Source organism: Natronorubrum texcoconense, from assembly GCF_900100335.1.
In the GTDB taxonomy this organism is placed as follows: domain Archaea; phylum Halobacteriota; class Halobacteria; order Halobacteriales; family Natrialbaceae; genus Natronorubrum; species Natronorubrum texcoconense.
Genome location: NZ_FNFE01000005.1, coordinates 224906 through 247592, shown reverse-complemented (window position 1 = coordinate 247592; position 22687 = coordinate 224906). Strand labels below are relative to the sequence as shown.

Annotated in this window: 17 protein-coding genes and 1 pseudogene; 4 read left to right on the top strand and 14 right to left on the bottom strand. The window is 59.0% G+C overall.

All coding sequences use genetic code 11. From position 1 onward, the window contains the following. Nucleotides 1–14: 14 nt before the first annotated feature. Genes BLT08_RS15950 through BLT08_RS15935 form a run of 4 tightly spaced genes read right to left on the bottom strand, consistent with a single transcriptional unit; the run spans nucleotide 15 to nucleotide 5294 of the window. Complete coding sequence (locus BLT08_RS15950) at nucleotides 15–1637, bottom strand: long-chain fatty acid--CoA ligase (protein ID WP_090309814.1); 1623 nt, start codon at nucleotides 1635–1637, stop codon at nucleotides 15–17. After that, on the bottom strand, nucleotides 1634–2146 hold the full coding sequence (locus tag BLT08_RS15945; RefSeq protein ID WP_090309810.1) for a Zn-ribbon domain-containing OB-fold protein: 513 nt from the start codon (nucleotides 2144–2146) through the stop codon (nucleotides 1634–1636). The genes BLT08_RS15950 and BLT08_RS15945 overlap by 4 nt, the downstream gene beginning before the upstream one ends. After that, a complete protein-coding gene (locus BLT08_RS15940) occupies nucleotides 2143–3342 on the bottom strand; it encodes a thiolase C-terminal domain-containing protein (RefSeq protein ID WP_090310152.1) in 1200 nt (399 codons plus the stop codon). The genes BLT08_RS15945 and BLT08_RS15940 overlap by 4 nt, the downstream gene beginning before the upstream one ends. Nucleotides 3343–3344: 2 nt before the next feature. After that, the gene (locus tag BLT08_RS15935; RefSeq protein WP_090309807.1) at nucleotides 3345–5294 is read right to left on the bottom strand and encodes a 3-hydroxyacyl-CoA dehydrogenase/enoyl-CoA hydratase family protein; all 1950 of its coding nucleotides are present in this window, start codon (nucleotides 5292–5294) and stop codon (nucleotides 3345–3347) included. Between the two features lie 205 nt (nucleotides 5295–5499). On the opposite strand from BLT08_RS15935, the gene BLT08_RS15930 reads away from it, so the two are divergent. Beyond that, nucleotides 5500–6954, top strand: a complete 1455-nt coding sequence (locus BLT08_RS15930) for a YjiH family protein (protein ID WP_090309804.1) — start codon at nucleotides 5500–5502, stop codon at nucleotides 6952–6954. Between the two features lie 155 nt (nucleotides 6955–7109). Here BLT08_RS15930 and BLT08_RS23460 read toward each other — a convergent pair whose 3' ends face one another. Beyond that, nucleotides 7110–7265 (bottom strand): IclR family transcriptional regulator C-terminal domain-containing protein, encoded by a 156-nt coding sequence (locus BLT08_RS23460; protein ID WP_245724245.1) that lies wholly within the window; start codon nucleotides 7263–7265, stop codon nucleotides 7110–7112. Nucleotides 7266–7372: 107 nt separating this feature from the next. Here BLT08_RS23460 and BLT08_RS23455 point away from each other — a divergent pair, with 107 nt between their 5' ends. Then, the gene (locus BLT08_RS23455) at nucleotides 7373–7555 is read left to right on the top strand and encodes a hypothetical protein (RefSeq protein WP_245724259.1); all 183 of its coding nucleotides are present in this window, start codon (nucleotides 7373–7375) and stop codon (nucleotides 7553–7555) included. A gap of 11 nt (nucleotides 7556–7566) precedes the next feature. Here the strand turns inward: BLT08_RS23455 and BLT08_RS23450 are convergent. Further along, nucleotides 7567–7629 (bottom strand): annotated as a pseudogene (locus BLT08_RS23450) (hypothetical protein); the annotation flags it as partial. A 247-nt stretch (nucleotides 7630–7876) separates the two neighbouring features. Between BLT08_RS23450 and BLT08_RS15920 the strand changes: the two are divergent. Further along, complete coding sequence (locus BLT08_RS15920) at nucleotides 7877–9214, top strand: ABC transporter substrate-binding protein (protein WP_090309799.1); 1338 nt, start codon at nucleotides 7877–7879, stop codon at nucleotides 9212–9214. A gap of 762 nt (nucleotides 9215–9976) precedes the next feature. On the opposite strand, the gene BLT08_RS15915 is transcribed toward BLT08_RS15920, so the two are convergent. The 5 genes from BLT08_RS15915 to BLT08_RS15895 all read right to left on the bottom strand — a co-directional run bounded on the left by BLT08_RS15915 (nucleotide 9977) and on the right by BLT08_RS15895 (nucleotide 17496). Then, entirely contained in the window at nucleotides 9977–11902 is a 1926-nt protein-coding gene (locus BLT08_RS15915; protein ID WP_175529343.1) for a TRAP transporter permease, read from the bottom strand. A gap of 73 nt (nucleotides 11903–11975) precedes the next feature. Then, the gene (locus BLT08_RS15910; RefSeq protein ID WP_090309793.1) at nucleotides 11976–12992 is read right to left on the bottom strand and encodes a TAXI family TRAP transporter solute-binding subunit; all 1017 of its coding nucleotides are present in this window, start codon (nucleotides 12990–12992) and stop codon (nucleotides 11976–11978) included. A 637-nt stretch (nucleotides 12993–13629) separates the two neighbouring features. Continuing rightward, complete coding sequence (locus tag BLT08_RS15905) at nucleotides 13630–14808, bottom strand: CaiB/BaiF CoA transferase family protein (RefSeq protein WP_090309790.1); 1179 nt, start codon at nucleotides 14806–14808, stop codon at nucleotides 13630–13632. 182 nt (nucleotides 14809–14990) lie between these two features. Continuing rightward, nucleotides 14991–16169, bottom strand: a complete 1179-nt coding sequence (locus BLT08_RS15900; RefSeq protein ID WP_175529342.1) for a CaiB/BaiF CoA transferase family protein — start codon at nucleotides 16167–16169, stop codon at nucleotides 14991–14993. Between the two features lie 163 nt (nucleotides 16170–16332). Next, the gene (locus BLT08_RS15895) at nucleotides 16333–17496 is read right to left on the bottom strand and encodes a CaiB/BaiF CoA transferase family protein (protein WP_090309785.1); all 1164 of its coding nucleotides are present in this window, start codon (nucleotides 17494–17496) and stop codon (nucleotides 16333–16335) included. Nucleotides 17497–18386: 890 nt separating this feature from the next. On the opposite strand from BLT08_RS15895, the gene BLT08_RS15885 reads away from it, so the two are divergent. Next, on the top strand, nucleotides 18387–19175 hold the full coding sequence (locus tag BLT08_RS15885; protein WP_175529341.1) for an IclR family transcriptional regulator: 789 nt from the start codon (nucleotides 18387–18389) through the stop codon (nucleotides 19173–19175). A 749-nt stretch (nucleotides 19176–19924) separates the two neighbouring features. Here BLT08_RS15885 and BLT08_RS15880 read toward each other — a convergent pair. From BLT08_RS15880 to BLT08_RS15870, 3 genes are all read right to left on the bottom strand, one after another. Beyond that, the gene (locus BLT08_RS15880; protein WP_090309778.1) at nucleotides 19925–20890 is read right to left on the bottom strand and encodes a transcription initiation factor IIB; all 966 of its coding nucleotides are present in this window, start codon (nucleotides 20888–20890) and stop codon (nucleotides 19925–19927) included. A gap of 149 nt (nucleotides 20891–21039) precedes the next feature. Further along, on the bottom strand, nucleotides 21040–21507 hold the full coding sequence (locus BLT08_RS15875) for a DUF7970 domain-containing protein (RefSeq protein ID WP_090309775.1): 468 nt from the start codon (nucleotides 21505–21507) through the stop codon (nucleotides 21040–21042). Continuing rightward, nucleotides 21504–22394, bottom strand: a complete 891-nt coding sequence (locus tag BLT08_RS15870) for a ParA family protein (RefSeq protein ID WP_175529340.1) — start codon at nucleotides 22392–22394, stop codon at nucleotides 21504–21506. The genes BLT08_RS15875 and BLT08_RS15870 overlap by 4 nt, the downstream gene beginning before the upstream one ends. Between the last annotated feature and the right edge of the window lie 293 nt (nucleotides 22395–22687).

Here is a 22687-nt window from a genome sequence, read left to right as displayed (position 1 = left end):
GGTTGGCGACGCGTCTACTGGTCGACCGGGAGCTCCCCGTATTCGGACTTGAACTCGTCGCGAAGCACCTTCTTGTCGAACTTCCCGGTCGTCGTCTTCGGAATCGACTCGATGAAGACGATCTCGTCCGGTAGCCACCACTTCGGGAACCGCTCTAACAGGTGTTCGTTCAGCTCGTCCTCGGTGACCTCGCTCCGCTGGACGACGTACGCGATCGGCCGCTCGTCCCACTTCTCGTGTTCCATGTTGATCACCGTCGCCTCTTCGACGGCGTCGTGGGCCATGAGCTCGTTCTCGAGTTCCAGCGACGAGATCCACTCCCCGCCGCTTTTGATGACGTCGTCGAGGCGGTCGACGACATCGAGATAGCCGTACTCGTCGATGGTACCGACGTCTCCGGTCTTGAACCAGCCGTCGTCAGTGAACGACGCCTCGGTCTCCTGGGGGCGCGCGTAATACTCGTCGATGAGCCACGGTGACCGCGCCTGGATCTCGCCGGTCGACTCTCCGTCGTGGGGAACCGGTTCTCCGCCCGGCGTGCGCAGGCGGATCCGGACGCCGGGCGCGGGGATTCCGGGCTTCATCTGCTGGTGGTATCGCTCGCTCTCCGGGAGCTCCGCGACCTCTGATGTCGTCATCGTGTTGACGAGATGCGGTGCCGCCTCGGTCATCCCGTAGCCCTGATGGATCGGTGCGCCGATCTCCTTATCGAACTTCTCCATGAGCCACTCCGGCGGTGACGTGCCGCCGATGAGAACTCGATCGAGGCTCGCGAGTTCGATATCGTCTCGGTCGTCGTAGAACTGGGCCATCTCGATCCACACCGTCGTCACGGCGGCGGTGACGGTCACGTTCTCCCGATCGATGAGCTGTGCGATCCCTTCGGCGTCGGTGTTGTTTCCCGGCAACACGAGCTTCGAGCCCGATAGCGTCGCCGAATACGGGAGTCCCCAGCCGTTGACGTGGTACATCGGGACGACGGGCATCACGGCGTCGTTCTCGCCGACCTCGAACACGTCGACGTGGCCGTGGGTCAGCGAGTGCAGGTAGAGGTCTCGATGGGAGTAGGCGGCACCTTTGGGCAGCCCCGTGGTTCCGGAGGTGTAACAGATGCCGGCCTCCTCGTCCTCGTCGATATCGGGCCAGTCGTAGTCGGTGTCCTGTCCCTCCAGAAGATCCTCGTAAGCGACGACCGGCTCGAGGTCGGTTTCGGGGACCTCATCGTCCAAGATGACGTAGTGCGCTACCGTCTCGAAGTCGTCGGCGACGGCCTCGACGGTCTCGACGAACTCGGGATCGACGAAGACGACCTCGTCCTCGGCCTCGTTGACGATTTCGACGAGGTGTTCCTCGGGGAGCATGTGGTTGGTCATGTGGATGCTCCGACCGCTACACGAGGGAGCGAAGTACAGCTCGTAGTGGCGGTAGTGATTGATCGCCATCACCGACACGCGTGAGCCGCGATCGACGCCGAGTTCGTCGAGCGCGTTGGCCAGTTGGCCGATTCGGTCGTAGGCGTCGTTGTAGGTGTATCGATGGGTCGTTCCGTCCGGCAGTTCCGAGACGATTTCCTTGTGGCCGAACAGGTCAGTAGCCCGTTCAAGTAAGACCTGAAGCGTGAGTTCGTAGTCTTTCATCGTGAATCACCGTCCTGTGGTTCGAAGCGGTAGAAGACGCGTTCTTCGTCGGTCGGGCCGTCGATCTCGACGATCTTCAGCGAGACCGGGTCGCCGATCTCGAGGTCGCTGTAGGCGGCGTCGTCGACGCGCCCGGAGAGTCGCACGGGGCCGAGATCGACGACGCCGACGACGTAGGGGACGTCGTGCTCGCTCAGCCCCATCGGGAGGCCGCCACGGACCTCCGAGAAGGCGAACAGTTCGCCCTCGTGGGGGAGGTCGACGTACTCGAGGTCGTCGCTGGTACACTTGGGACAGACGATCCGAGGCGGGAAGTGGATCGCCTCGCAGTCGGTACACTGCGTGGTCGTCAGCTGTCCGTCCCGGAGGTTCTCGTAGAACTCGTGGATCTGCGTCTGATCCTCCGTCTGCAGTTCGTAGAAGTCGAGCAGACGGGGGAGTTCGACCTCGTCGGGGACCGAGACGCGCTCGCGTTCGGTGTTACCGCCGTTGGTGTCTGCGTCAGTCATTGTGGATCACGGTCTAAGACCATCACGCTGTGGACCGAGCCGCTGCCGCTTAAGTTGTGGATGAGTCCGGTCGTCGGGTCGTCTACCTGTCGGTCGCTCTCGACGTCGCCGTTGAACTGGCGGGTGACCTCGAGGGCCTGGGAGACGCCGGTCGCGCCCAACGGGTGGCCACATCCAAGGAGGCCGCCGCGGGTGTTGACGGCGACGTCGCCGTCGATCTGGCTGCGGCCGTCCTCGATGAACTGGCCGCCTTCGCCGCGCTCACAGAAGCCGAGTTCCTCGTACTCGATGATCTCGCTGATCGAGAAACAGTCGTGAACCTCGGCGATATCGATCTCCTCGAGGGGGTCTTCGATGCCGGCCTGCTCGTAGGCGTTCTGGGAGGCCTTGCGAGCCTGCGGCCAGCCGGAGAACGACGGCAGGTTGTTGATCGAGTTGCCCGCCATCGAGGACTGGCCGCTGCCGGTGATCCAGGCCGCCGTGTCGGTGACCTCGCGAGCCTTCTCCTCGCTCATGAGGATCACGCCGGTTGCGCCGTCGGTGATCCCGCTGCAGTCGTAGAGGTGCAGCGGCGGCGCGATTTTCGGCGACTCCGTGACGTCCTCGGGATCGATCTCCGAGCGGTACTGTGCGAAGTCAGTGTTGGCGGCGTGGCTCTTGTTTTTGGCAGCGACCAGCGAGAGCTGTTCACGGGTCGTCCCGTGTTCGTGCATGTGTCGCTGGGCGTACCACGCGAAAAACGGTGGCGCTGAGAGGCCGTTGACGCCGTCGAACTCCCGATCTAAGACGTTCGCCATCGACGCCTGCATCTCGGGCATATGTTCGCGGCCGAGGTTCATCTTCTCGACGCCGAGGACGAGTGCCGTATCGAGCTGGCCGGCGGCGATGGCGAGCCAGGCGTAGCGCAGTGCTGCCTGCCCGCTGGCACACGCCAGTTCGGTCCGGGCGGTCATCTCCGTGACTTCGATCCCGAGCAACTCGGCGACCATCGGTGCGACGTGTGACTGGTAGGCGAACCGCTCCGGCTGGACCGTGCCGACGAACAGCCCCTCGATATCGTCGGGGCCGACACCGGGAACAGCATCGAAGGTTGCCTTTCCGCCCTCCTGAGCGAGGTCTTTCCACGTCGCGTCGCGTTCGCCCCACTCCGAGGTGCCGCCGCCGACGATCGCGACGTTACGCGCTGAAGCTGCCACGATCACTCACCCTCGAAGTGAGGTTCGCGGTTCTGTCTGAACGCCGTCACGCCCTCGAGCATGTCGTCGGTGGTCGCGAGGACGGCGAACGCCTGTTTTTCCATCCCGAGTGCGACCTCGAGGCTGGCGTCCTGGCCGTCCTGAATGACCTGCTTTGCGGCTTTGAGCGCGACCGGCGGGCCGGAGACGAGGTCGTCGACGATCTCGCCGGCGCGGTCGTCGAACTCGTCGTCGGAGACGGCGTGGTTGACGATGCCCCACTCCTCGGCCTGGACGGCGTCGAACTGCATCCCACGGTAGACCATCTCCTTGGTTCGGCCCTCGCCGATCAGACGGAGGAGGCGCTGGGTCGCACCGCCGCCGGGAATCACGCCGAGGTCGGTTTCGGGGGTGCCGATCGTCGAGCCCTCGGTCGCAATACGGATGTCACAGGCCAGTGCGAGTTCGATGCCGGCGCCGAGACAGAAGCCGTCGATCTTCGCGACGGTTGGCCGAGGGAACTCGTAGACGGTCTGGAACATCTCGTCGACGTCCATGATCTCGGCGGGATCGTCGGCCGTGAAGCCGGTGATGTCCGCCCCGGAGCTGAACGCTTTGTCCCCGGCGCCCGAGAAGACGACACAGCGGACGTCGTCGGTATCGATGTCGGTCAGGAGTCGGTCGATCTCCATGAACATATCGTCGGACATCGAGTTCAGCCGCTCCTGGCGGTCGAGTTCGATCTCGAGGACGCCGTCGTCGTCGACGTCCCAGTTGATGTAATGGTACGGGGGATCAACGCGGTAGTCGTAGAACCCCTTGCCGGCGTCTTCGCCAGTCCAGCCCTCTTCGACGAGTTCGACGAGGTAGTCGGTCGGTTTGTAGCGCTCCGCGTCGTACTCCGCCGAGAGCGACTCGAGTTTCTCGAGGACGACGTCGAGTCCGATGCGGTCACCGCGCCGGCACATCCCCTCCGGGAAACTGCCGCCCAGGCGGAGACCGATGTCGATCTCTTCAGGCGTGGCGACGTCGTTGCCGACGAGCCAGGCAGCCTTGTTGATCATGACGGCTTCCGTTCGAAGGGTGTCGTAGCGTCCGGCGTCCTCGGGCTTATAGTCGACGCCGTCACCGTCGTCGTAGTTGTAGAAGCCTTTGCCGCTTTTCTTTCCGAGGTGGTCGTTCTCGACTTTCTCCTCGACGACCGGCGGAACCGACTGATCGGACTCCGAACGGAAGTGGTAGCCGATGTCGATACCGCCGAAGTCGTTGAGTTCGAACGGCCCCATCGGGTAGCCTCGTTCGTAAACCATCGCGGCGTCCGCCTCCTGGACTGTGGTTTCGTCGTTCGAGAGCATCCACGCGGCCTCCTCCATGAACGGGACGAGGACGGTGTTGACGACGAAACCGTGGACGTCCTTGCGGACGTAGATCGGCGTCTTGTCGACCGATTCGACCCATTCATAGGCCAGTTCAGCTGTCTCGTCGCTCGTCGCCTCGCCGTAGGTGACTTCGACGAGGTCCATCTTCACCGGCGGATTGAAGAAGTGCAGTCCGACGACCTGGTCCGGCCGATCCGTCGCCGACGCGATATCCGAAATCGAGAGGCTCGAGGTGTTCGATGCGAGAATCGCGTGGTCGGGGGCGTGTTCGTCGACTGACGAAAACGTGTCCTCCTTGATCTCTAGTTGCTCGGGAACAGCCTCGATGACGAGGTCGGCGTCGGAGACTGCGTCAGCGAGGTCCGTCATCGTCTCGATTCGCCCGAGAATTTCGTCGGCGGACTCGTCGACCTGTCCTTTCTCCGCGAGTTTCTCGACGCTCCATTCGATGTTGTCGTACCCTTCTTCGACGAGGTCGTCCTCGATGTCACGTATCGTCACGTCGTAGCCACCGATCGCGGCGATCTCCGCGATCCCGTGACCCATACTCCCTGCTCCGAGGACTGTTACACGCTGAATGCTGCTGACTGTCATCATAAATATCTCTGTGGCTCCAACAAATATATCTTTGGACAACCCACCAGCATGCAGCTATTGATGGAACGTGACATCCTCCAGTTAGTTCGACCTGCATCGATTCGTCAGCTGACCCGCTCGCGATACGCATGCATGATTACAATAATTCGAATTCGAACACCCATCGATATATTTATCATGGGTGGTGTGCACATAATCTGATGTGATTGGGCAAGATGCATGGCGTAGCGACGAGGAGACGTGGGAAGGAGTCGAACCCGATGAAAAAACAATCGCCGACGAGACACTCAACGAAACTGAACGGCTCCCGTTCGCACGGTTCCTCGCTGTGTTCGTCCTGGGAACAGCCTTCTTCGTGCTTCCGGTTCCGTGGGAAGGTGCTGTAACGGTTCCGTTCGATATCTTCGTGTCGTACATTGAGGAGGGTGCCGCGCAGTACGTGCTGGGCCTGGCATGGCTCATGATCTTCGGCGCCGCCATTATGACGACGATCGCGGAAAGCCATCGTCGCGGCCTCTATACGTTCGATGACAGCGTCACGAACCGATTCGATTTACAGGTTTGGGAGACGAACGCGGCGTTCTGGTTCCTCCGCCTCGCCGGAACGGTACTTGCGACCGCCTATCTCCTGGGAGTCGGACCCACACTTATCCAGAATCCAGGCGTCTCCGGCGTGATCTGGGAGACGTTGATTCTGAGCGTCGTCATCATCATCCCGCTCGGCTCGATCTTCGTCAACATGCTCATCGAGTGTGGAGCTCTCGAGTTCGTCGGGACCCTCGCCCGCCCCGTGATGCAGCCGCTGTTCGGACTCCCCGGACGATCTGCACTCGACAGTGCCGCGTCGTGGGCGGGCTCGTTCGCGATCGGCTTCTACGTCACGCGAACGGTCTTCGACCGTGGGGGGTACAACAAACGCGAAGTCTTCATCATCTGCTCGTGTTTCGGGACGGCGAGCATCGGAACTCTCGGCGTGTTCGCCTCTGCCTTCGAACTGCTGCATCTCTTTCCCGTGATCTTGCTCGCGTACCTGATCGCGATCGTCGCTACCGCGATCATCACCGTTCGTATTCCGCCGCTCTCTCGAGTTCCTGAGGAGTACATCAGCGAGCCGAACGTCGAACCCGACCTTACGGGGTCGATCGGCGACTATTTCCGACTCGGTATCAGCGAGGCGATGGCGGAATCGAAGGGGACATCGTCGGTGCGAGCTGGTTGGAAAGGACTCGTTGACGGCATCGTCCTGACGGCGAGTCTTATCGGAACCGTCGTCGCTATCGGAACGCTCGTACTCGTCGTCTACGAGAACACGCAACTCTTCCAACTGATTTCCAGCCCACTCGTTCCGGTCATCGAACTGTTCGGTATTCCAGACGCGGACGTCGTGGCCGCAGCGATCGTTCTTGGCTTTGCCGACGTCTTCATCGGTGCACTGGCAGCAGTCGGCATTGCGCCCGCCGCACAGTTCTTCGTGATCCTGGTCGTCAGTGGCCAGATCCTGTTCCTCGCCGCATCCGGTCCAATGATGATGGACATGTTCGACGACATTCCGGTTCGGCTCCGAGATATCACGGCGATTTTCGTCGTCCGAACGCTCATCTTGATTCCCATCAGCGCGGCACTGACGCATATCGTGTCGTTTGCGGGTCTTCTGTAACCGACTCCCGTCTGCCGAACGGGATTTCTCGAGCGACACAACGCCCCTGATCAGTTCTGGAACCAGGCGTTCAAACGCTCGACACAGTACCTCACTGCCTTTCTCACCGACGGAAAACGAGAACTACGCTTTCGTGATCTGCAAGGGGAGACCGATCATCCGTAGACGAGTCGCAGTTCGATATCGTCGACGGCCTCGAGATCGGCGAACAGTTCGTCTTCGTCAGTAATCGTGTTCTCCGTCTGGGCGGGGAGTCCGTGGCAGTCCAGGGCGGCCGCGATCTCCTCGTCGGGGAGGTGAGCCAGGATCACCTTCTCGGCAGAGTTCGCGTGGAGGGAGACCAGGTTCCGATCGTCGAATCGAACGAGAACGACTCGTTTCGCGGGACGCCGTAAACGAACATCCCGAGTCCGTTTTCGTGGGCGATGAGCCACGCCGCCTCGTCGGTCTCTTCGGCGAGCTTGTCGATACGGTCTTTCGCGGCGTGATAGACCTCGTACTGATTGCGAACGTGGATGCCGTGTTGAAGAACTCGAGGCCGAGCCGGTACCTGCCGCCCTCGTTGACGACGTACCGGTGTCGCTCGAGGCTGAGGAGGTGATTGTGGACCGTGCTTTTGGCCAGCCCGAGCCGGTCGGCGAGTTCAGTGACTCCCGTAACGTCTGTCTCTTTCAAAGATTCGGTACTGGAGAACAGTGTCCCGTTCTACTTGACCGACCGCCCGGCCAACTCGTCTGTTTCCATAGCTAGTCTATTATAGTCGGTACCATAACGTAATCTGTCCCGATTCGAACGAATGATAGGCGAAATTAGTACAGCTAGTTCTCCCTGGGAGAACAGAATCTGGTAACCGTGATGGCGTAATTCGACACCATTGTTAATACGTAGTATTAAGTGAAATGAATCTTAACTTCCGGTAAGTATGGGTGACGAAACCTACCGTGGTGGGCGTTCGGACGGTACGAATGACACTACCCGGCAACGTACTCTCGACCGCCGCCAACTGCTCAAAACGACGACGGCGGGCGCAACCACGATTTCGCTTGCGGGCTGTCTGGGGAGTTACGAGATGATCGGCGGGGAAGCCGACGATACCGATCCGGTACGGATCGGCGTTCTGACGCCGAATCCGAACAGCAACCACACTGGCCAGTCGATCGTTCGCGGCGCCGAAGTCGCCGCCGCCGAGCTTAACGAAGCAAACGGGATCCTCGACCGGGACGTCGAACTCATCGTCGCCAACACGAACGCGAGTCCGCTCGAGGCGCGGCGGGCGTATCACCGCCTCATTCTCGAAGCGGACGTCGACGTCACCATGGGCGTGGCGACGGCGGAAGTGCTGAACGGACTGATGGATGACATCGCCGAGCAGGAGACGGTTCACCTTACGGCGGGGTCGGTCCCGCTGTTACCGAATCAGCTCGTCCGCGAACAGTACGAGACGTACAAATATCACTTCCGGGTGGGGCCCCAGAACGCCCACTTCATGGGCGAGATGCAACTCGATTTCTTCGAGGACATGGCGAGCGAGATCGGCTGGGAGTCGATCGCCGTCCTCGCCGAGGACTACGCCTGGGTCGAACGGTCATGGGAGATTTATCGGGAGCATCTCGCCGACACCGGCGTCGACGTGACACTGTGGGAACGGTATCCGCCAGCGACCAACGACTTCGGGGATATTTACGACGACGTCGAAGCGTCCGGTGCCGACGCGGCGTTCGTCTCGGCGGCCCACACCGGTAACGAGCTCCTGGCGGACTGGGCGACCGAGCAACGGGCGTTCGCGTTCGGCGGGAATCACGTCCCGATGCAACTTCCCATGTACTACGACCTGACCGATGGACGCTGTGAGTACGGGTTGAGCTACACCACCGCAACCGCAAACAGCGAACTGACCGAGAAGACCCAGCCGTTCGTCGAGGAGTATCAGCGGCTGTTCGACGGCGATGCACCGGTCTACAGCGGATACGTCGCGTACGACGCGATCGAGGTGTTCGCGGATGCGGCACAACGAGCCGAGACGCTCGAGGCCGACCCCCTCGTCGATGCACTCGAGCAAACGTCGGTTACCGGCACCACGGGAACGATCGAGTTCTACGACGCGAACCACGAGTTCGCACACGACGTTATCTACGGCGAAGACAACATCCGACCGGTGTACTTCCAGTGGCAGGAAAACGATGCGGGCGACGGCGTTCAGGAAGTCATCTGGCCAGAATCGGAGGCGACGGCCAATTACGTCGACCCCGACTGGCTATGATCGGCGGGCTGTCGACGCAGTTCGAACCCGGAGCGTAACGGTCGGTCCAGTGAGAAACGACCGTTCGCATCTCGTTCACGCGATCAACTCGATTTATCCCAGATTCGTACTCACGCTGTTTCCACTGACCGAACGTCCGTGGAAGCGTTCACCTATAGTAGACGATACCGACGGCGAGCACTCCATGGATTTCGGATCGGCAGTGGCGGTTCAGTTTGATAGCATCGATATCTCTCCCTCGAGATTTCAATACCGTAACGATCTACCTCACTAGACGGTCCGAGGCCAAGTATTACCGAACAGAGTTCACCCCGTCACTGGTGATTCAGCTCTCGCACGTCGACGAAGCGGTCGAACTCGCCACCGATACGGCGTTCGGGCTCTTCGGTTCGGTCCATGCTGGCGGCGTCGCCGCGGGAAACGTACCGCGGAACGCATGGACGCGTGGATCTTACTTCAGCACGAGTTCTGATGGGGTCTCGGACGGACGCTGTCGGTCATGAACGGGCTCCGTCTTGCCAGCTTGAGCGCTGGCGGAACTGTCTCACCCGCACGGATCGAACCGTCGAACCAGTTGTATCCGTCTGAAATTACTGGACGACCGAGTTCGTTCGCTAAGAACGTCGTATCCGTCACCGTAGATACAGCGTTGCGTCAAACTCGGCCGACCAGTTGTATTAGCGGACGTTAGAAATTGCTCTCGAGAATCGTGACGGTAATCGCACTTACCCCACGGCAAAACAGTCACTCGAGCGCGATTGCTTACTTCGGAACCGCGATGATCAGGATCCCAACGACAGTGAAGAATACTTGAGAGCCAACGAGTGCGACCCGCCGATTGATCCGCGTAAGAACCGGAAACGGACGGGTCGAGTTCAGTCCGTACGAGAGAACGAAGACGCCGATGACGACAAATATCGCCGCCCAGAGCGTATTGAGAGAGGGGCTGTCAGTGACCAGCGACGGGTTGTAGACGAACGCGAACGGGAGTGCAAATACGGGCATCGAGATCTTGATCGCTTCCAGACAGCTCTTCCAGAAGTTCGATTCCGCGATGGCGCTCGCGATGACGATCGCCGGAGCGATCGGTGGCGTAATCGCCGCGAGGATAGCGAAGTAGAGCACAAAGAAGTGCGCGGAGAGTTCTGGAATGCCAAACTGGATGAGGTTCGGCGCGACCAGGAGCGCGACGACGAGGTACGAGGCGCTGGTTGGCATTCCCATCCCCAGGATGATACAGAGAATCATCGTAAGTATCAACAGAATTGCCATGATCCCACCGGAGAGGTCGATAAGCGCGAACGACAGCGTCGCCGGAAGGCCTGTCGTAAACAGTGTATCGACTAGCAGCCCGATAGCCGCGACGACGATCGTTAACGGAGCGAGCGTGTGGAGCCCGTCGTACATTCCGTCCGCCAGTTTCTCGATTGCGTCGCGTCCCGATGCCTGTAGCGACGAATCGTCCGCGTAATAGTTGTCGAACACGGTGAACACACAGCCGGTAAGAACCATCACGCCTGAAGCGTACATTCCTGCTCGCATGACCGTCGTCTGTACGTATGCGAGATAGTAGAACAGCACTACCAGTGGAAGCACGAACTGTGTGACCTCAAGTACAGTGTATACGGTCGATCGGTTTTGTCCATCGGTATCGATCCACTTCCCAAGCTCCGGGACGCGCTCGACCAGGTTTTGTCTGTCAACCGAGACATCGACGTCGCTTTGCCGATCGATTTGGTAGACAGAAATGACGATCGTCAGGTAGAATATCAGCGCCGGAACGGCCGCAGCGATGAAAATATCGATTAGCGGCCGGGCAAGAATATCTGCCATTAGAAACGCCGCGACACCCATCACCGGCGGCATGATCTGGCCGCCCGTCGAGGCGACCGATTCTATTGCTGCCGCTTGTTGTTTCTTGATGCCGGTGCTCTTCAATACCGGGATCGTGAACGAACCCGTGATTGACGTATTGGCGAGGGCGCTCCCGTTGATCGATCCGATTAGCATACTACTGATGACGGCCATTTGAGCGATACCCGATTTAACGTACTGTGACACCCAGAACGACAGCCGGATTATCAGTCCGAAGCCGCCGAACAATCGAATAAGACCGGCGAGCAACAGGAACGGGGCGACCATCGTCCCCATGACCTGTGTTAGATCTCCGTACACGCCCTGGATTCCGAGCATCCCGACCTCGAGTCCGCGTTCGTAACTCAGACCGGCATGAGAAAGCCACCCCGGAAACAGGGAACCGAACTGGCTGTAGATGATGACCGCGACGATCATCGATGCGAATCCGAGTCCGTACGCGTCGTAGGTCAGATAGATGATCGATGCGATAAACGCAGCGGCGATAACGTAATCGATCGTCGTCGAATAGCCGACCCGTACCGTCTGGAGTTCCTGAAAGTTCAGGACGATGTATCCAGTCGTCACGATACCGATCGCGAGCGAAAGCGTGAGGAGTCCGAGACGACGCTGTTCCCCTTCTTCGAACGCTTCGGCGATCGTCTCGAGACAGTACACCGTAAGCGCGAATCCGAGAACAATGACGCCGAACAGCGCCTGGGAAATCCGCCACTGCAGAGTATGCCACGTAACGAATCCCCAGAATAGAATTGCGAGGCCGTAGACGACTGCTGTAACGTCTGCGTGTCGTGCAAGTCGAGCAAGGGGACCCATGAGACGAGTGAACATTATTCGTATTGGTACGTAGTGGTGGCTGTATTGAAGACTATTTCTATTCGAGGACCGCTCAAACCGAGCCGATGTCCCAGTCGTCCGTCTCTACACCGCGGTCCTCGAAGACGTTTGCTGCGCCCGGATGGACGGGAAGGCCGTCGAGGAATCCACTGTGGAGATTGTCGCCCTCGTTGTCGAGCATGGATCCGTACGCTTCTTGGACTTCGCCCCAGTTGTCGAACCAGACCTCGACCGCGTGTTCGGCGAGGTCCTCGGGGACGTGATCCGCAAACACGACGTTTGCGACGTCGGTCCACGCGAGCACGTCGTCGATGTTGTCGAACGACTCCGGCGAGATCTGTTGCACTTCCGGCGCGACGACCTCTTCGACGGCTGCCTGCTGTTCGTCGCTCATCTCGAGTGCCTGGAGGTCGACGCGGCTCTCGAGATCCTGCATCCCGCCGGAGATACTCGTTCCCAAAAGCGTTGTATAGGCCCCACAGGCATCTATTCGGCCCTCATCGAGTGCGGAGCCGAAGTCACTAAGCGGGATGTCCCGATAATCGTAGTCGTCGTAGATGCCGAGCTCTTCGAATATCGTCGCTGTTAGCTGGTAGAGAGCTGAACCGGAGCCGAACGTCGTTATCGTCTCGCCGACGAGGTCGTCGTACGTTTCGATGTCGCTGTCGGCTCTCGTGACCATGAAACACTCGGACGACGTCGTAGAGAAGCCCAGATAGGCGGGGTTATCCGGGGCCTCGTCTGCGAACGGCCCGCGCTCCTCCAGTGAATCGTAGTGAATGTTGTTCGATAGCAACGCGAGATCGTACGTGTCGCCGAGCTGTCGTGCGTTGGCGACCTGTCCGTCGGATGCCTGTGCCGAGACTTCGACCTGGTCGCTATTATTCCGGAGGACGCTCTGCAGTGCCTGCCCGATCGAGAAACTCGAAGTCCCCTGTTCGCTGGTACCCATTACCCAGCTCTCAGCACCGTTGTCACCCATACACCCTGCAATCGACGCTGTCCCGACCGCTGCAGCGCCGATGAGATACTGTCGTCTACTCTGACGGCCGCTCGTAATGCCAGTCATGGTTGGTCTTGCGATAACATACCATGTATGGGGTGAATATATATTTCTTTCTATTCTGCAAACTCTACCGCACCCTTTTTGGGACGGTTCATTCCCACGTGCGCGATCCACCCACGCTTGCTGGATTATCTGTGATTCGGAACGCTCCGTCGTGACTCGGGCCCGGCGATCGATTTACTGTTCGCGTGGTTGATAGCCGTTCGACCCGTCCGTTGATCGTACTAAGTCAGTGGTCTCCCCGCCTTTTACCGTGAGTAAATACACTAGTTTCCGGTATCTCTTCGTCCGGCCTGCACATAATTACAACAGTACGACTGTAAATTCTGTGCTGTCGAGATTACCGTACGACGCCAACCACTTTCGATGACGTCTGAAAACGTCAATTTCGGGCATTTCGTAGCCGACACTGACGCTCTCGCACATTTACTGCTGGTAAAACCACTGGCGATTACGCAACGAACGTGCCGCCCTCTTGATTGAGAATGTTCACTCACAGCGTTGGTGAATCACTGAACGATGAGTAGTGGTAACAAGAATCGGTCACTTGCCACCACCAATCGTTTCGGTAACTCCCCAACGAGGATCTGAAACCCTAATCGTTTACCAGTAGTGAAAACGATTCAGTCCTCGCTTTCGGCTATGGCGAGTTCACGACGTTTTCGTCCATCAGGCGCTCGATCGTCGACGCGTCAAAACCGAACTCGCTGAGTACTGTAGACGTGTGTTCGCCGAGTTCGGGTGCAACGTCGTCGACTGTACCCGGTGTCTCGGAGAGTTTAACCGGCGGCCCGGTCGCGATCACCTCGGACCCATCGACATCGTTTACGTGCCGGAGCGTCCCGCGTTCGTGGAGATGCTCGTCGTGTGCCGCCTGTTCGACTGTCTGGAGTTCGGCTGCCGGGACGCCCGCGGCGACCAGCCGTGCGAGTAACTCTTCCCGATCGAACGAACGGAACTCGTCCTCGAGTTCGGCGGTGAGTTCGTCGCGGTTCTCGAGGCGTTTCTCGTTCGATTCGAATCGCGGATCATCGACCCAGTCGTTTCGATCGATCGCGTGCGTGAATCGCTCCCAGAGACCCTGGAACGGCGTCGCGAGATAGATGGGGTCTGTCCCCGTTTCGAAGACGCCCGACGGGGCGTAGCCGTCCCAAGCGTGACCCTGCCGCTGCGGAACCTCGCCGGTCATGCTGTACTGCGTGTACCAGTTTCCTAAATACGTCGCCGCGGTATCGAAGAGGCTGGTCTCGATCTGTTGTCCGACTCCGGTTTCTCGAGCGTGCCAGAGTGCCAGGACCATCGAAAAGGCGGCGTACGTTCCCGTACCGGAGTCGATAGTCGGTGCACCGATTCGCGAGGGTTTTCGATCTGGCTCGCCGGCCGTCCACATCATTCCGGAGATCGCCTGTGCCAGCGGGTCGATCCCCGGTCGGTCGCGGTACGGACCGTCCTCGCCGTAACCGGTAACGGAGCAGTAGACGAGTTCCGGATTGATCTCGGCGAGCGTTTCGTAGTCACAGCCGAGGTCGGCCATCTTTCCCGGTCGGTTGTTGTGAATGAGGGCGTCGGCGTCTTCGACCAGTCGATGGAGCACGTCGGTGCCGTCGTCGGATTTGAGGTCGATTACAATCGAGCGCTTGTTGCGACTGACGTTCGGGAACGCGGATCCCTCGGCGAGTCGGCGTTCCGTCGCGCCGCCCGGCGGTTCGACGGAGATCACGTCCGCACCGAAATCCGCGAGCAACGTCGCTGCGGTTGGTCCGGCTACTCCCTGTGAGAGATCGAGTACAGTCGTCGCTGCAAGCGGCGTTTGAGCCATACACCCTATCGACTGTGATTAGATAAAACGGTTTGGGAGACGGTATCCGTCGTCGGTGCGACTTGCCGTTGGCTGCACACGTACCTGAGAAATCGAGAGAAAGCAGCGACACCGTCCGTTCTCGAGGAACGTCAACGCGGACAGACGACAGTGGAGCGGAACAGTCAGCGCAGTTTCCGGAATTATCTTTCGTGGACGATGTCGTCGCTGACCAGCCGCTCGATCGCGTCTTCGTCGAATCCGAACTCGTCCAGAACGTCTCGAGAGTGCTCACCGAGCGACGGTGGACCGCGTTCGATGCGGCCGGGTGTCTCCGAGAGAGAGACTGGCGTCGCCGCGGCCGTGACCTCGGAGCCGTCGACGTCTTCGACCTGCTGTAACGTGCCCCGTTCGTGGAGGTGTTCGTCGCGCGCTGCTTCTGCGACATTTTTGAGCTCCGACGCGGGAACACCCGCTTCGAGGAGGCGATCGAGGAGTTCGTCGCGCTCGTAGGTAGCGAATTCGGCCTCGAGTTCCGCAGCAAGTTCCGACCGATTGTCGACTCTGTCCTCACCCGTTTCGAAGCGAGGGTCGTCGATCCACTCTGGTCGATCGACGGCCCGACAGACGCGCTCCCAGAGATGCTGGAACGGCGTCGAGAGGTAGATCGGATCGGTGCCAGTTTCGAAGACCCCCGACGGGGCGTAGAGTTCCCAGGAGTGGCCTTGCCGCTGTGGTTGCCGCCCGGTCTTGTCGTAGAGCGTGTACCAGTGGCCCATGAACGCGGCCGCGGTGTCGAACAGAGAGGCTTCGATCTTCTGCCCCTGGCCGGTCGCTCTGGCGTGACGGAGTGCTGGCCAGATCGCGAAGGCCGCGTAGATGCCGGTTCCGATGTCGATCGTCGACGCCCCGATGCGCGACGGTTTGCGATCGGGCTCGCCCGTCGTCCACATCAGACCGGACATCGCCTGCGCGAGCGGGTCGAATCCGGGGCGGTCGCAGTAGGGACCATCTTCACCGTAGCCGGTAACGGAGCAGTAGACGAGTCGCGGATTGACGTCCGAGAGCGTCTCGTAACCACAGCCGAGGTCCGACATCTTTCCCGGTCGATTGTTGTGAATGAGGACGTCAGCGTCCTCGACCAGTCGGTGGAGTACGTCGGTGCCGTCGTCGGTTTTGAGATCGATAACGATCGACCGCTTGTTCCGGCCGAAGTTTGGCATCGTTGACCCGCCGCCGTACTTCCGTTCGGAGCCACCGCCTGGCGGTTCGATGGAGATCACGTTCGCGCCGAAGTCAGCAAGTAACACGCTTGCACACGGCGCTGCAACTGCCTGTGACAGATCGAGAACCGTAATGTCCGCTAAGGGCTTCCCGCGCATACTCGATGGGAGCATGCCAGATGATAAAACCTTTTGGATGGAACGGTCGCTCTTGTTCGATGATTGCGCACGTAGAGTTTGAGCCGTCCAGGGGGTATATAATGCCGGTCTACCCCAATCACCGCTCAACTGGACGATAGTCGAGAGAAAACGTCGAAGCGTGTTACTGTGATTCGAGGAGCGTATCGATCTTCTCGACTTCGTATCCGTACTCGGAGAGCACGTCTCGCGTATCAGCGCCGAGCTCGTGCGGACCGTGTTCTACTTCGGCCGGCGTCTCGGAAAATCGAGCGGGACAGGCAGTAGCGATCACGTCCGAGCCATCCACGTCCTCGATGTACTGCAGCGTCCCGCGTTCGTGAAGATGCTCGTCGTGGGCTGCCTCCGCGACGGTCTTGAGTTCCGACGCGGGAACGCCAGCCGGCAACAGTCGCTCGAGAAGTTCGTCGCGATCGTATGCTGCGAACTCTGCCTCGAGTTCAGTGGTGAGCTCTCTGCGGTTCTCGAGGCGCTTTTCGTTCGTCTCGAACAGCGGGTTTTCGAGCCAGTCGGGCCGGTCGACTGCCTCGGCAACGCGCTCCCAGAGGAATTGGAACGGCGTCGCCAGATAGATCGGTTTCGTCGCCGTCTCGAAGATGCCAGCGGGCGCGTAGGTGTCCCACGAATCACCCTGTCGGTGCGGTTGCTCGCCGGTCTTGCTGAACAGCGTGTACCAGTGGCCCATGAAACCGGCCGCAGTGTCGAACAGCGATGTTTCGATCTTCTGGCCACGACCGGTTGCTCTGGCGTGACGGATCGCCGCCAGCATCGCGAAGCCGGCGTAGATACCGGTAGAGAAGTCGGCGACGGAGACGCTAATGCGGGCTGGCTTGCGGTCGGGTTCGCCGGTCGACCACATCATGCCAGACGTCGCTTGCGCGAGCGGGTCGACTGCCGGACGGTCACTGTAGGGACCGTCCTCGCCGTAGCCGGTGACAGAACAGTAGACGAGTTTCGGATTGAGGTCTGCGAGGGTCTCGTAGTCACAGCAGAGGCTGTCCATCTTCCCCGGTCGGTTGTTGTGGATAAACGCGTCGGCGTCAGAGACGAGATGGTGGAGTGCGGCGACTCCCTCGGCGGTTTTCAGATCGAGGACGACCGAGCGTTTGTTGCGCGCGATGTTTGGAAGCGTGATTCCGTTGCGGTAGTGACGGGCGGTCTTCCCTCCTGGTGGCTCGACGGAGATAACGTCCGCGCCGAGGTCGGCGAAGATGACGCCCGCAGTCGGTCCAGCGACGCCCTGTGAGGCGTCTATAAGCGTGATATCGTCTAACGGCTTGGGTCCCATACTCACAGCACTGCGTTCGATCAAGTTAGCCTTACTGGTCGATTGCGTACTGGGTCGATCGGGAATTGAATCAGACTGAGGCGACGATAGACGGTCTATCGAAAACCGAGCGTCGAAAATAGATCAGAACCAACTGTCGGGCTGTCCAATCATCTTGGAAGTTCGATCGGTTTTAGTACAGATATTGGCGTATGAGTTCGGCATAGAGCTCGTTGAAAGACTAACAGCTGCGACTGTCGAACAGGACTTCTACGTAAATCATGATCGTGGTCACAGCTACGAATGGGCACACCAAGATATCGAACGCTTACTGGACGACTTTCTGGCGGTGTTCCAGCGTGACCCCGCCGATCCGTCGAGCGGTACCTACCGATCCACTGAGCCCACCTTCGACGTTTAGGGTTGGCAAGTCGATCGGTCAGCGCTCAGTCGGGAGACTGCCGAGTTCCTTGACCTCGAGAACGTAACTACTGATGGGTTTCCCGGTACTGGGAGCGGGAAGATCGAATTCATTACACGGGTTCTACGAACCCCAGGACCGCTTTGTAATCACTGTTGACGGAAAACCAGCGAGCGTCAGTCCAGTTGTCGTTGCGGCCGATGATGCGGGTCGATTGTCGTTCACCGTGAGGGCGGGCCCACCGGCCAGGACGAAAGGGAACATACTCGGGGAACGTACCGTTAGCGACCCAATGACGGTTGAGATCTTCATTACGCCCCGATAGAACACCCAACCGTGGACTGGCCGACTACGACTCTCCCGAGGTGTGAATTACGTCGACTGACCGCCGACGATGTCGAAATTGACGAAACAGCGTTCTATTCTCTCTTGGAGCGGTCTGTTTTTACCACACGAAAATATATGGTGGACGCAGTCCTTTCGTCTCTTCATGGGCGACACCTCTCCGAAAACGATCAAAGCCGTCGAGCACACCTGTGCGATCCTCGACGAACTCAGAGTGTCCGGCGGCCTGACGGTCACGGAACTGGCCGACCGTGTTGGACTCACTCCCGGCGGTGTGCACAATCATTTGACGACGCTCAAACAGCAGAATATGGTTCGACAGGACGAGACCGCCTATCGACTTGGCCCCGACTTTTTGCTGTACGGTGCCCATATTCGAAACAACAGTGGGATGCTACGGGCCGGGAAAGGAGTGGCTGATACGCTCGCCTACGAAACGGACGAGATCGCGAGCCTGCTCCTCGAGCACGACGGCAAACTGTTCGTCCTGCATGAACGCTTCGGTGAAAACGCGATCGGTCGGTCCTTCCACATCCAGAAGCGGGCGGAAGCGACGAAGTATCTCCACTGTACCGCCGGTGGAAAAGCGATCCTCGCTCACTTACCCGAAGAACGTCTCGAGACGATCCTTGAGAACCAGGAACTCGTCCAGTTTACGCAGAATACGATTACGGATCCGGACGAGTTGCGAAGCGAACTAGCCGTCATCAGAGAACAGGGATTCGCGCTGAACCGTGAGGAAGAGATGAACGGAATCCGTGCGATCGGTACGCCTGTTCTGGATGTCGACGACGGTGTGGTTGGAGCTGTCAGCCTCGTCGGCCCGGCGAGTCGACTGAAGGGCGACTCGTTCGAGCGAGAATACCCTGAACAGATGGTGCAGGCAGCAAACATGATCGAAATCAATCTTCAGACCGGGGATGCCGAACTGTGAGTTTCCCTATTCACTCGGCTTCTACCCTCACTCCGGTACTGACTCAGTTACGGTAAATATGTCGACCGACCAGAAATGTGACTGCTGATGGTGAACAGTCTCCTTGACACCGGAAATATACCTGGTAGAAAAACTATATTCTAAAATGATACTACTTCGAGAACCTCCTGCGAACAGTCAATGGCTGGAACTCTCGCAGCAAATCTAGTCCAGCCAGAAACTATTCGAATATTATGTTGTATTGATGGCACAGGGACTAGTATGATCAACCATAACTGCACATTTCTGTTTCCATACTGTCGAAACCAGCAATAAAACCTTCAAATGTTTACTTCCGCAGGGCAGGGGTTGTTTACGGTAACTTCTTTGTGTGAATCCTCGGAAATGGGCACCCTAACGACTCTTCAGCTTCGAAAAGTGACGTGATCCTCCCCGGTCGGTAATTACCTGTTCTCGAGTCTTTTCGCCGAAGGACACGAGTCGGAGAGCGTTACTAGATATGTTTGCCTAAACTCAAAACACAAAACTTCTCTGTATTCATACTATTTTGGTGTACTGTCGAGATGCTTCTATTTTTTGAGCCGTGCGCTGCGTCGTCTCAGGTAACTGAGTGCTCGACAATTCAATCGAAAGAACGCGGATGTGAGTCCGTTCTCCAATACGATCGGTAGGTTCAGTCCGCTGGACGTACTGAAGCCCGTCAAACGAGATGGTGCTCAGCGATGCGAGTCGGCGCCACTACGCGAAGGCTAGTTGTGAAGCCCCATCGCGGAGATCTGTTCCTGGTACCGGTTTCGGATGGTGACCTCCGTCACCTGTGCGACGTCGGCAACCTCTCGCTGAGTCTTCTTTTCGTTGCACAGGAGCGCACTCGCGTAGATCGCCGCCGCGGCGTAGCCGGTCGGCGACTTGCCGGAGAGCATCCCTTTTTCGGCCGTGGTATCGATGATCTCGTTGGCTTTCGCTTGGACCTCCTCGGAGAGATTCAGCTCGGAACAGAAGCGAGGGACGTACTTTTTTGGATCGACCGGCTCCATCTCGAGACTGAGTTCCTGCGAGATGTACCGATACGTGCGCCCGATCTCCATCCGTTCGACCCGCGAGACTGCGGCCACTTCGTCCAGCGACCGCGGGATCCCTTCCATCCGGCACGCGGCGTACAGGGTACTCGTGGCGACACCCTCGATCGAACGGCCGCGAATGAGGTCCTCGTCGAGCGCGCGTCGGTAGAGGACGCTCGCGACCTCCCGGACCGATCGCGGCACGCCCAGCGCGGACGCCATCCGATCGGTTTCGGAGAGCGCGAACTGCAGGTTCCGCTCGCCGGCGTCTTTCGTTCGAATTCGTTCTTGCCACTTCCGCAGCCGATTCATCTGGCTCCGTTTGTCCGAGGAGAGCGACCGGCCGTAGGCGTCTTTGTTCTTCCAGTCGATCGTCGTGGTCAACCCTTTGTCGTGCATCGTCTGGGTCGTCGGGGCTCCCACGCGAGACTTGCTGTCTCGTTCCGACTGGTCGAACGCCCGCCACTCCGGCCCGCGATCGATGGTCTCTTCCTCGAGGATCAACCCACAGTCTTCACAGCTCACTTCGCTCTCGTCGGCGCTTCTGACGAGCGAACTCGAGTTACACTCGGGACAGGTCTGAACGCCTTCTTGCTCAGTTGTCTCCTCGGCCGTCTGTTCATCGCGCTCGTCTTGGCGAGTTAGGCGTTCCATCAGTCATTCATACAGAATTGCCAGAGAAGGTTAAACGCTGTGAGCGCTCTCTGTCAATTTACCTGTCATCGCGGGAGGAGTCAACAAGTCGAAATCGGATAGTAGCGGTCGCGTTGCGTCCAGTCGGTACGAATAGCTGACGTCTCGGTCTACTGATTTCCCGCCTGTCGCCGTTCCTCGAGTACGAGTTCGGCGATCCGTTCCGGGTTCTCGTTCGCGAGCCGAAGCACTGCGTCGTGTATTTCTCGAGTTTCCTCGTCGAGAATCTCCGCTTCGGCGAGCGTCGGGACGATGGTCGTTCGGATCTGATTTTCGAACTCGTTTACCGTCTCGGTGCGCGCGTAGAACGGTTTCTGCTGTACTTCGCTGTACTCGAACGCTGGCCCAATTTCTGCGGGCGTGAGCGGTGTCTCGGATTCGTTTTCGGATTCCTCTCGATCTCCCGTCTGATCCGTGCTCGACCCGCCGTCCGTACTCCCGGTAGTCGACTCTGCCGTCGACGGTTCGTCGACAGGCTGTTCTGACACCGGCTTCGATTCCGGTTCGGACTGGGTCTCCTCTTCCGACTCTGCCGGCTCCTCGTCATCCGATTTAAGGTCGTCGAACGGATTGCTCATCGCTCGATCCCTCCAGCTGCGACGATCTCGGCGAGTTCCTCGTAGTATGCGATCTGATCGTTCTCCGGATCGTAATCCTGCAACGGCTGATTGTGCTGGAGCGACCGTGAGAGCGCAGAGCGGTGGCGAATTCCTGGTTTCGGTGGCGTCATCTCGCCGGCGTCGATCGCGTCGAACTCGTCGGCCGTGATTCGAGCGAAGTTGGGTACTGCTTCTTGCAGCGGTTGTCCGGGGTTCACTTCGTAGGTGGCCTTGTTCAGGTTCTCGAGCAGCTCCCGGTCCTCGGTCTGTTGATCGATTCGATCGGAGAGCTTGTTCGGTACGACCGCGAGGACGTCGACGTCGATGTACTCCCGGGCCGGCTCGATCAGCCGCTCCATGGTTCGCTTGTAGCCGCCGATCGCACTCGAGCCCGGTTCGATCGGGATGACGACGTTCCCCGTCGCAACGAGCGCGTTGTTGTTGAGCATCCCCGGGTACGCCGGGCAGTCGAAGACCACGTACTCGTACTCGGTCCCGAGCAGTGGGTCGACGATCTTCGATTTGATCCGGGCCGATCCCTGCATCGCGCCCGCGAGATCCTTTTCGACGTCCTCGAGTGTATCCGAGGACGGAAGTAGATCGAATCCGTGTTCAGTCGACCGAATGAGATCCTGGGGCGTCGCGTCGCCCTCGAGGATGACGTCGCCGAGATTGATCTCTCCCTGGTAAGCGTCCCCGAAGCCGAGCCCGTTCGTCGCGTGGCCGTTCGGGTCGAGATCGGCGTAGAGGGTCTTGCCGTGCTCGGCGAGCTGGCGCGCGAGGTTCATCGAGGTCGTTGATTTGCCGACACCACCTTTCAGGATGACCACGCTCACGGCGCGTGGTTCAGTTGTTGTCGTTTGCATTGAGAGGATCACCCGTTTGTACGGTACGATAGGTGCCTATTGTTCTGACACCTTCTATTTCAGCCATTACTGACCTCATCTAATTCTATCTTCTTAGTTTTACCTACTGAGGGTTTAATAGGTGGGGTAGTTACAATAGGTTGTGTGTCTATTGTGCCTATTGTACCTATTTTGGCTGTGGCACCTATTGTGTCTGCCTAACCGATCATCCCTGCTCTGCCTATCTGCCCTGCTTTTGGTGGGCCACTGTTGACTGGTTTGATGGCTATTGAGGGTGTTGGAGCTATTCAACC